This is a genomic window from Bordetella petrii (genome assembly GCF_020991325.1).
Lineage (GTDB): Bacteria > Pseudomonadota > Gammaproteobacteria > Burkholderiales > Burkholderiaceae_B > Bordetella_A > Bordetella_A petrii_E.
In genome coordinates this window covers 1-8,675 of sequence record NZ_JAJMLX010000197.1, presented here as the reverse complement: position 1 = coordinate 8,675, position 8,675 = coordinate 1, and the positions used below count along the sequence as shown (strand labels likewise).

General features: G+C 67.1%; 8 protein-coding genes and 1 tRNA gene. 4 read left to right on the top strand and 5 right to left on the bottom strand.

Translation table 11 applies throughout. The features are described 5' to 3' along the window. The 3 genes from LPZ50_RS17635 to LPZ50_RS17625 form a co-directional block, all read left to right on the top strand. Positions 1 to 305 (top strand): EamA family transporter (locus tag LPZ50_RS17635; RefSeq protein WP_230663125.1); only part of this gene is annotated, 305 nt, incomplete at its 5' end. Further along, positions 302 to 931, top strand: a complete 630-nt coding sequence (locus tag LPZ50_RS17630; protein ID WP_230663123.1) for a LysE family translocator — start codon at positions 302 to 304, stop codon at positions 929 to 931. The genes LPZ50_RS17635 and LPZ50_RS17630, both read left to right, overlap by 4 nt. A 72-nt stretch (positions 932 to 1,003) precedes the next feature. Beyond that, positions 1,004 to 1,921, top strand: coding sequence for an alpha/beta hydrolase (locus LPZ50_RS17625; protein ID WP_230663121.1), 918 nt, complete (start codon positions 1,004 to 1,006; stop codon positions 1,919 to 1,921). Positions 1,922 to 1,983: 62 nt separating this feature from the next. Here the strand turns inward: LPZ50_RS17625 and LPZ50_RS17620 are convergent, their stop codons facing one another. After that, entirely contained in the window at positions 1,984 to 2,871 is an 888-nt protein-coding gene (locus LPZ50_RS17620) for a ChbG/HpnK family deacetylase (RefSeq protein WP_329957678.1), read from the bottom strand. A gap of 221 nt (positions 2,872 to 3,092) precedes the next feature. Between LPZ50_RS17620 and LPZ50_RS17615 the strand changes: the two genes are divergently transcribed. Next, the gene (locus LPZ50_RS17615; protein ID WP_230663119.1) at positions 3,093 to 3,608 is read left to right on the top strand and encodes a GNAT family N-acetyltransferase; all 516 of its coding nucleotides are present in this window, start codon (positions 3,093 to 3,095) and stop codon (positions 3,606 to 3,608) included. Between the two features lie 63 nt (positions 3,609 to 3,671). Here the strand turns inward: LPZ50_RS17615 and LPZ50_RS17610 are convergent. The 4 genes from LPZ50_RS17610 to LPZ50_RS17595 form a co-directional block, all read right to left on the bottom strand. After that, a tRNA-Val gene (locus LPZ50_RS17610) sits at positions 3,672 to 3,746 on the bottom strand. A 72-nt stretch (positions 3,747 to 3,818) separates the two neighbouring features. After that, positions 3,819 to 4,544, bottom strand: coding sequence for a DNA polymerase III subunit epsilon (gene dnaQ, locus LPZ50_RS17605; protein ID WP_230663117.1), 726 nt, complete (start codon positions 4,542 to 4,544; stop codon positions 3,819 to 3,821). A 6-nt stretch (positions 4,545 to 4,550) separates the two neighbouring features. Continuing rightward, a complete protein-coding gene (locus tag LPZ50_RS17600) occupies positions 4,551 to 7,643 on the bottom strand; it encodes an efflux RND transporter permease subunit (protein ID WP_230663115.1) in 3,093 nt (1,030 codons plus the stop codon). Beyond that, the coding region (locus LPZ50_RS17595; protein ID WP_230663113.1) for an efflux RND transporter periplasmic adaptor subunit at positions 7,640 to 8,675 on the bottom strand (1,036 nt) is incomplete at its 5' end. The genes LPZ50_RS17595 and LPZ50_RS17600, both read right to left, overlap by 4 nt.

Here is an 8,675-nt window from a genome sequence, read left to right as displayed (position 1 = left end):
CGGTGGCGCTGCCCGTGCTGTGGCTGGCCGCCGACACGCCGTGGCCCAGCGCCCCGGTGGCGGCCGCCTTTGCCTACCTGGCGTTCGGATCGATGTTCCTGGGCTTTTTTGCCTGGTACCGCGGCCTGGCGGCCGGAGGCATCGCCCGTGTCGGCCAGATCCAGCTGCTGCAGCCCTTTCTGACGGTGGTTGCGGCCGCCCTGCTCTTTCACGAAGCGGTAGAACCGATTACTTTTGTCTTTGCCCTGGCCGTGATTGCAATCATTGCGGGCGGGCGCCGCGCGATCGTCCGGAAAGCATCATGAGCCCCGCCCTCGACCATACCCTGTTGCTGCTGGGCCCGCTGGCACTGTTTGCCCTGGTCAGTTCCATCACGCCCGGCCCCAACAACATCATGCTGGCCTCGTCCGGCCTGACCTTCGGCTTCCGCCGCACCATTCCGCACATGCTGGGCGTGAACCTGGGCTTTACCTTGATGCTGGTGCTGGTCGGCCTGGGGCTGGGCACGGCATTCCAGCAGTTTCCATGGCTGTACACCGTGCTCAAGTACGCCGGCGCGCTGTACCTGCTGTATCTGGCCTGGAAGATCGCCATGTCCGGCCCCATGGACCGCGGCAGCCCGCGCGGCCAGCCCCTGACATTCCTGCAAGCCGCCCTGTTCCAGTGGGTGAACCCTAAGGCCTGGGTGATGGCCGTGGGCGTGATCGCCACCTACACCCCCCAAGCCGGCTTCTACTGGAACCTGGCATTGGCGGCCCTGGTGTGCTGCCTGGTCAACCTGCCCAGCATCGGCGCCTGGGCGGCCTTCGGCGCGGCCCTGCAGAAGCTGCTGCACCGGCCCATGGCGATCCGCTTGTTTAATATAGGCATGGCGCTGCTGCTGGTGGCCTCGCTGTATCCGGTGGCCCTGGAACTGGCCGGGCCGGCCTGAACGCGGCCCCACCGGCCGGCGCCGGCGCGCCAGGCAACGGAACCTGGCGCCAGTGTCCGGGTCATATTGGTCATGTCATTGCTGCCACGCTATTCTTTGCGCCGCCTGCTGGGCGTCGGGCTCGTTGCCGCCGCCAGCGCGGTGGGATGCACCCAGCTCGATTCCTGGCAGCGGCAGGCGATTTTCTCGCCCGAAACCGACCAGCAGCGCTGGTGGCGCGAACCGCCCACGGGCACCGAGGTGTTCGACCTGGCCCTGCCCGGCGGCGATACCGTGCACAGTTGGTACTGGCAGCACCCCGATGCCCAGGCCCCCACCGTGCTGTATCTGCATGGCGCGCGCTGGAACCTGAACGGCAGCGCATTCCGCATGGAAGGCTGGACGCGCATGGGTTATTCCGTGCTGGCGATCGACTACCGCGGGTTCGGCGCATCCACGCCCCTGCTGCCGTCCGAGGAAACCGCGTTCGCGGATGCGGCGGCAGCCCTGCACGAACTGGCGCGGCGCCAGCCCGACCCTGCACGGCGCTTCGTGTATGGCCACAGCCTGGGCGGTGCCATCGCCATCGACCTGGCTTCGCGTCCCGATATGCCGCCGTTCGCGGGGCTGATCGTCGAATCCAGCTTCACCAGCATCGCCGCCATGCTGGGTACCCTGAAATGGGGCAAGCTGCCGGGCGCCAGCCTGCTGGTCACCCAGCCGTTCGCCTCGGTGGAAAAACTGGCCACCCTGACCACCCCCATGCTGTTCCTGCATGGCACGGCGGATCGCGTCGTGCCCCACACCATGAGCGATGAACTGTTCGCGGCCGCCCTCAAGGTACCGGCCAACTTGAAGCGCCTGGTGAAAATCGACGGCGCCTCGCATTCGGGCGCCATCCGCAGTGGCCAGGTCTACGAAACCGCCGTGGCCGATTTCGTGCGCGACGCCGGCGGCGCGTATCCCGCCAGTGGCAGCGGCGGCGCACTGGCCACCAACACCCCCATGTAAGGCCACTGGCAGGGCCGCTGCGCGGCCCGCCTGGCGATGCCCGGCTTGCCTGCCGCTTACCTTTATGAAGGCCGCGTCACGCGCACGCCGTTCAACCGCATCCAGTCGCCCAGGTCCGGGCGCGCCAGCACTTCGAATTCCGCGGCGCGCTGTCGCGCATGCATGCCGCTGGTGCCGGGCATGGCCGGATGGCAGATCAGCAAATCGCCGTCGCGCGCATTATGCAGCCAGTGTTGCAGCAGGCCGGCATAGTGCCGCGCCCCGCCTTGCAGGCCGTATACCCCCAGCAGGCGGCGATTGGCGCGCCAGCCGTCGCGGCTGGCCGCGCGCGCCACGGCGCCCGAACCCATGGCTCCGATCAGGCGCGCCTTGGTGGATTCGCGCAGCGGAATGCCTTCCTGCATGCCCGGTGCCGTGTGGCGCAGCCAGGGCACCCGGCAGCCGTAGCGCTGTTCCAGCAGGTGCACCAGGCGCGGCAGCACGCCGGGCAACTGGTGCACATGATGATGGCCGTCCACGTAGTCCGGCGCGCGGCCCACGGCTTTTTCGAAGGCGTCGAACTGGCGTTGCAGGTGCTCATCGAGCCAGGCATCGTCCAGGCGCCCGGCATAGGCTCGCGCCACCAGCGACGACAAGGGCAGGACCTCGGCCTGGTCCAGCGCGCCCAGGGCCTCGGTCAGGTTCAGGTGCACCCCCAGGTCGATGTTCAAGTCGGCAAGGCGGCGGACATGGGTGGCAAAGCTTGCGCCCTGGACCAGGCAGCTGACGGCGCTGAGGCGATTCATGCCGGCCAGGCGCACGATGCCGGCATCGATGCCGTCGTCCATGCCGAAATCGTCGCCACACACGACGATACGCTTCCACCAACGCCCGGAGTCGGGCGGCGAGGCATGGCCGAACAAGCGGGCCAGGCCGTCGGAAGAACTGACATCGGGTTGTTCGCTGCCCATTTCGACTCGCTCCGCCATAGGGCGCCAGCACGCAGCTTAGCCGCCCAGAGTTTCCGGCAAATGTCAGTGTCGAAGAACGTGCGGCGGCTGGTCCGGCCGCCAAGCCCGACAATACGCTTAAACAAAAGATAATGCCAAGAATGACGGAATCCAGGCTGGCACCGGGCCGGCGCGCGCTGTCGGCCCCCCCTCCTACAATGAAGTGTTCCCATGGAGTGTTCATGACCGAAGGCCACCGCGTGCGGGCCATGTGCCGGCGCGACATCGACGAGGTGCTGTCCATCCAGGCCAGCGTTTACCCCGCCGCCCTGCTGGAAGGCGCCGATCTGTTCCTGAACCGCATGCAGGTGTCACCCGGCACCTGCATGGTGGCACACGGCGAACACGGCTTGCTGGGTTATCTGGTGGCCTACCCCTGGGTGTCGGGCCATCCGCCGACACTCGATGTGGCGCTGGACGCCCTGCCCGAAGATGCCGACAGCTGGTTCGTGCACGACTGCGCCGTACTGCCGGCCGCCCAGGGCACGGGTGTGGCGCAAGCGCTGCTGCACGGCGGGCTGGCCCATGCCCGGCAACGCGGACTACGCCACACCAGTTTGGTGGCATTGCGGCCGGCCATCGGCTACTGGGAACGGCTGGGCTACCAATCGGCGGGAACCGGCACGGCGCTGCAGGCCAAGCTGGCCCGGTATGGCGCTGGCGCGCGGTACATGGTGCGGACGCTGGATCAGGCGTGAAGCCCCCGGGCCGCCGCAAGAATGACGAAGGGCCGGCAACTTACGCTGCCGGCCCTTCCGATTTGGTGGGTGGTACAAGTTTCGAACTTGTGACCCCTGCCGTGTGAAGGCAGTGCTCTACCACTGAGCTAACCACCCAAAGAGGCGAAATTCTAGCACGAGAAACGCGGCCCGTGCAAACACGGGTTACCGATGCGCCGCCGCGGAGGTTCAGGCGCCCGCGGTGGCCGGCGTGTCCAGTGCGCGCCAGACGCAGGCGCCATCCACCGCCTTGTCCAGGCTGGCCAAGTATTCTTCGTGTTCGGCCAGTTCTTCGGCGGTGGCGCCCAGCACCGGCAGCACCGACCCGTCGAACGCTCCCAGCGCCATGCCGCCGCTGCCGCCCGGACTGGCATCATCTACATCGATCAGCAAGGCATCCTGGCCGCGTGTCATGGCCAGCCAGACTTCGGCCAGCAACTGCGAGTCGAGCAAGGCGCCGTGCAGGGTGCGATGCGCATTCGAAATGCCGTGGCGGTCGCACAGCGCATCCAGCGAGTTGCGCTTGCCTGGGTACAGGGTACGCGCATGCAGCAGCGAATCGGTGATCTGCGCGCAGTACTCGCCGATTCCCTGGTGGCCGGCCCGCGCCAGTTCGGCGTTGAAGAATTTCACGTCAAACGCGGCGTTATGGGCGATGAGTTCGGCCCCCTGGATGAACTCCAGGAACTGCCCGGTAACCTCGGAAAACCGCGGCTTGTCGGCCAGGAATTCAGTGGTGAGCCCGTGCACCGCCAGGGCTTCCGGGTCGCTATCGCGATCGGGGTTCAGGTAGATATGCAGATGGTTGCCGGTGACCGTGCGATTCACGATCTCGACGCAACCGATCTCGACGATGCGGTGCCCCTGGGCGGGGTCCAGCCCGGTGGTTTCTGTGTCGAAAATGATCTGGCGCATGGCGGATTAGTCAGTAGCGGATGGCGTGTCGTGGGGCACGGCCTGGGCGGAGCCCGGGGCCGCGTGGCCGGGGCTGGGCCGGGCGGCCGCGATCAGGGTGTAGGCCACGGGCACCACGAACAAAGTCAATAGTGTACCCAGCGTCAGCCCGCCCACCAGCACCCAGCCGATCTGCTGGCGCGATTCGGCCCCGGCGCCGTGGGCGATGGCCAGCGGCAGCGTGCCCAGCACCATGGCGCCGGTGGTCATCAGGATGGGACGCAGGCGCAGCACGCTGGCCTCGACCACCGCGTCGAACAGCCCGGCGCCCTGGTCGCGCAACTGGTTGGCGAATTCCACGATCAGGATGCCGTGCTTGGTGATCAGGCCCACCAGGGTGATCAGGCCGATCTGGCTGTAAATGGACAAGGTGCCGCCGCTTAGCCACAGGGCCAGCAGCGCGCCCGTCATGGACAAGGGCACCGACAGCATGATGACCAGCGGATTGCGCCAGCTTTCGAACTGGGCGGCCATCACCAGGTAGATGAAGGCCAGCGCCATGGCGAACACCAGATAGATGCTGCCCGACGAGTCGCGGAATTCGCGCGCCTGGCCGTCCAGGTCGATGACCACCGTGCGTGGCAGCACCTGGCGCGCCACGTCATGCATGTGGTCCAGCACTTCGCCCAGCGCGTAGCCCGGCGCCACCGCCGCCTCGACCTTCACCGCGCGCAGCCGGTTGAAGTGGTTGAGCGACTGCGGCGCCACGCCTTCGTTCACGGACAGCAGGTTGTCCAGCTGGACCATGCCGCCATCGCGCGTGCGCACGTAGATACCGGAGATATCGGTGGTGTTGGCGCGGTCGCGCGGCAGCACCTGCACGATGACGTCGTACTGCTCGCCCTGGTCTTTGAAGCGCGTAACCTGGCGGCCGCCCAGCATGGATTCCAGCGTGCGCCCCACCACGTCCACGCCCGCGCCCACGTCGGCCATTTTGTCGCGATCGACCTGGACGCGCAGTTCCGGCGTATTCAGGCGCAGGTCGGTGTCCAGGTTCTGCAGCCCGGGATAATCGCGCAGCGCATTCAGGAACACGTCCACCATTTTGGCCAGTTCCGCGTACGGCGCCTGGCTCATGATGACGAATTCCACCGGCTTGGAACGCGCCGACTGGCCCAGCGAAGGCGGATTGGTGGGAAACGCCTTCACGCCCGGCAGCGCCGCGAACTTGGGCTGCAGTTCGCGGGCGATTTCCTGCTGCGTGCGGTCGCGCTGTTCCCAGGGCTTGAGCCGCAGGATGGCCGTGGCATCGCTGACCGTCGGGTACCCCACCGATACCTGATAGGCCTCGGCCTCCGGGATCTGGCTGTAGTGGTGCTCAAGGTCGAGCATGCTGCCCAGCGTGTAGTTCAGGGTGGCGCCTTCGGGCGAGCTGACCGTGCCGAAGATCACCCCGCGGTCTTCGACGGGCGCCAGTTCGCTCTTGACCACCGAAAACAGCACCCCGCTGGCCCCCGCCACCAGCAGGCCCAGCACCACCACCACGGCGCGGTGGCGCAGCGACACGCCCAGCGCGCGCCGGTAGCCACGGCCCAGGGCGTCCAGCCAGCCTTCAATGAGGTTGTACCAGCGGTTGTGGCGCGGCTCGTGGCGCAGCAGCACCGCGCACATCATCGGCGTGAGCGTCAGCGCCACGAAACCCGACACCAGCACCGCGCCGGCCAGGGCCAGGGCGAATTCGATGAACAGCCGTCCGGTGCGCCCGGTGGCAAAGGCCAGGGGGGCATACACCGTGACCAATGTCAGCGTCATGGCCACCACGGCGAAACCGATTTCCTTGGACCCCTGCAGCGCCGCCTGACGGCGCGGCATGCCATTTTCAATATGCCGGAAGATATTCTCGAGCACGACGATGGCGTCATCCACCACCAGCCCGATGGCCAGCACCATGGCCAGCAGGGTCAGTGTGTTGACCGAAAACCCGAACAGATACATCAGCCCGCAGGCCCCGATCAGGGAGACCGGAATGGTGACAATGGGGATGATGCTGGCGCGCAAATTGCGCAGGAAGAAGAAAATGACCAGCACCACCAACACGATGGCTTCGCCTATGGTCTGGAATACCGACTGGATCGACCGTTCGATGAACACCGAGGTGTCGTAGGCGATGTTCAGCTTCATGCCGGCCGGCAGGGTTTCGTTCAGTTGCGCGACCTCGGCGCGCACGGCCTTGGAAAGATCCAGGGGGTTCGCGGTGGACTGCCGCGTCAGGCCGATATTGATGGCCGGCCTGCCATTGAAGCGCGACAGGATGCGGTCGTCGGCCGCGCCGATTTCCACCCGGGCCACATCGCCCATGCGCACCGGGTAGCCCTTCACGTTGGCCACCACGATATTCGCGAACTGCTGCGGGGTCTGCAGATCGGTGGAAGACACCACCGTGAACTCGCGGTCGCGCGATTCGATGCGGCCGGCCGGGATTTCCACGTTCTGGCTGGCCAGCGCGGTTTCCACGTCCTGGACGGTCAGGCTGTAGGCGGCCAGCTTGTCGCGATCCACATAAATGCGCATGGACGGCAGGCGCTCGCCATACACCCGCACTTCGGCCGCCCCCGGCAGCACCGACAGGCGCGTCTTGATGTAGCGGTTGATGTAGTCCGAAGTCTGGATGGCCGACAACGAGCCCGATTCTACCGCGATATAAATAATGGGCAGCGCGTCCGCCTCGACCTTGCCGATGATGGGTTCGTCGATTTCATCGGGCAGATAGCGCCGCGCCCGCGAGACCTTGTCGCGCACCTCTGCCGCCGCCGCGTCCGGGTCGCGCGACAGGTCGAACTTGATGTTGATCTGGCTGCGCTCGGTGCGGCTGCGCGAGGTCATGACGTTCACGCCCTCGATGCCGGCCAGCTGGTCTTCCAGCGGCTTGGTCACCTGCGACTCGATCACCTCGGGCGAAGCGCCCTTGTAGGTGGTATTGACGGAGACGATGGGTTCGTCGATGTTGGGATATTCGCGCACCGTCAGGCGCGAATACGAAATCAGCCCCACCAGCACAATGATCAGCGACAGCACCGATGCGAACACCGGGCGCTTGATGCAGATCTCGGACAGGATCATGGCCGTGCCGCCGTGGTGGGTGCGCTGGCGGGCGCGGGCACGATCTCGACCGGCGCGCCGTCGGTCAGGCGCTGGAAGCCCGCCACGACCACCCTGTCGCCCAGGGCCACGCCGGTACGGATCTCGACCTTGCCGTCGCGGCGTTCGCCCAGCGTGACTTCAGCGCGGTGCGCCCGCCCGTCGCGCACATTGAACACATACTGGCCCTGGCCCGAAGGCGCCAGGGCCGCCTCGGGCACCACCAGGACCTGTTCGCTGCCGAACAGCAATTGCACCCGCGCAAACATGCCGGGCCGCAGGCGCGCATCCGGGTTGGGCACGGTGGCACGCAGCAGAATCGAGCGCCCCCCCGCGTCCACCAGCGGACTGACGGCGTAGACCTGCCCTTCGCGGTCTTCACCCGGCAGGGCATCCAGGCGCACTGTCAGAACCTGGCCCGTCTTGACCCGGTTGAAGTACATCTCGGGCACGCGGAAATCGACCTTCAGGGGGTCGATGGCCTCGAGCGGCGCCAGGTCCTGGCCCTGGTCGACGAAATCGCCGACCGACACGCTGCGCAGCCCCGCCACGCCGGCGAACGGCGCGCGTATGGTCATTTTGTCGAGCCGGGCCTGGGCCAGCGCCGTAGCCGCCTGCTGCACTTTCAGGTTGCTGGCGGCTTCGTCGCGCGCCTGCTGGCTGACGAAACCGCGGCCCTGCAAGTCTACGGCGCGCCGGTAATGGCTCTGGGCCAGCGACAGGTTGGCGCGCGCCTGGGCAAGCTCGGCCCGGGGCACCGAATCGTCCAGGCGTATCAGCACCTGCCCGCGCTCGACCGGCTGGCCCTCGTTGAAGTCGATCTGCTGGATGCGCCCGGCTACCTCGGGCCGCAGCACCACCGATTCGTCGGAGCGCAGGCTGCCCACCGCCGAGATGCCGCGCGAAAAGGTGGCCTGCTGCACTTCGGCAACTTCGATGCGCACCGTGCCAGGCGTGCTGGCGGCCGTGGGCGCGGAGGCGTCGGCCGGCGCATCGGCGGGGCTGGCCAGCCAG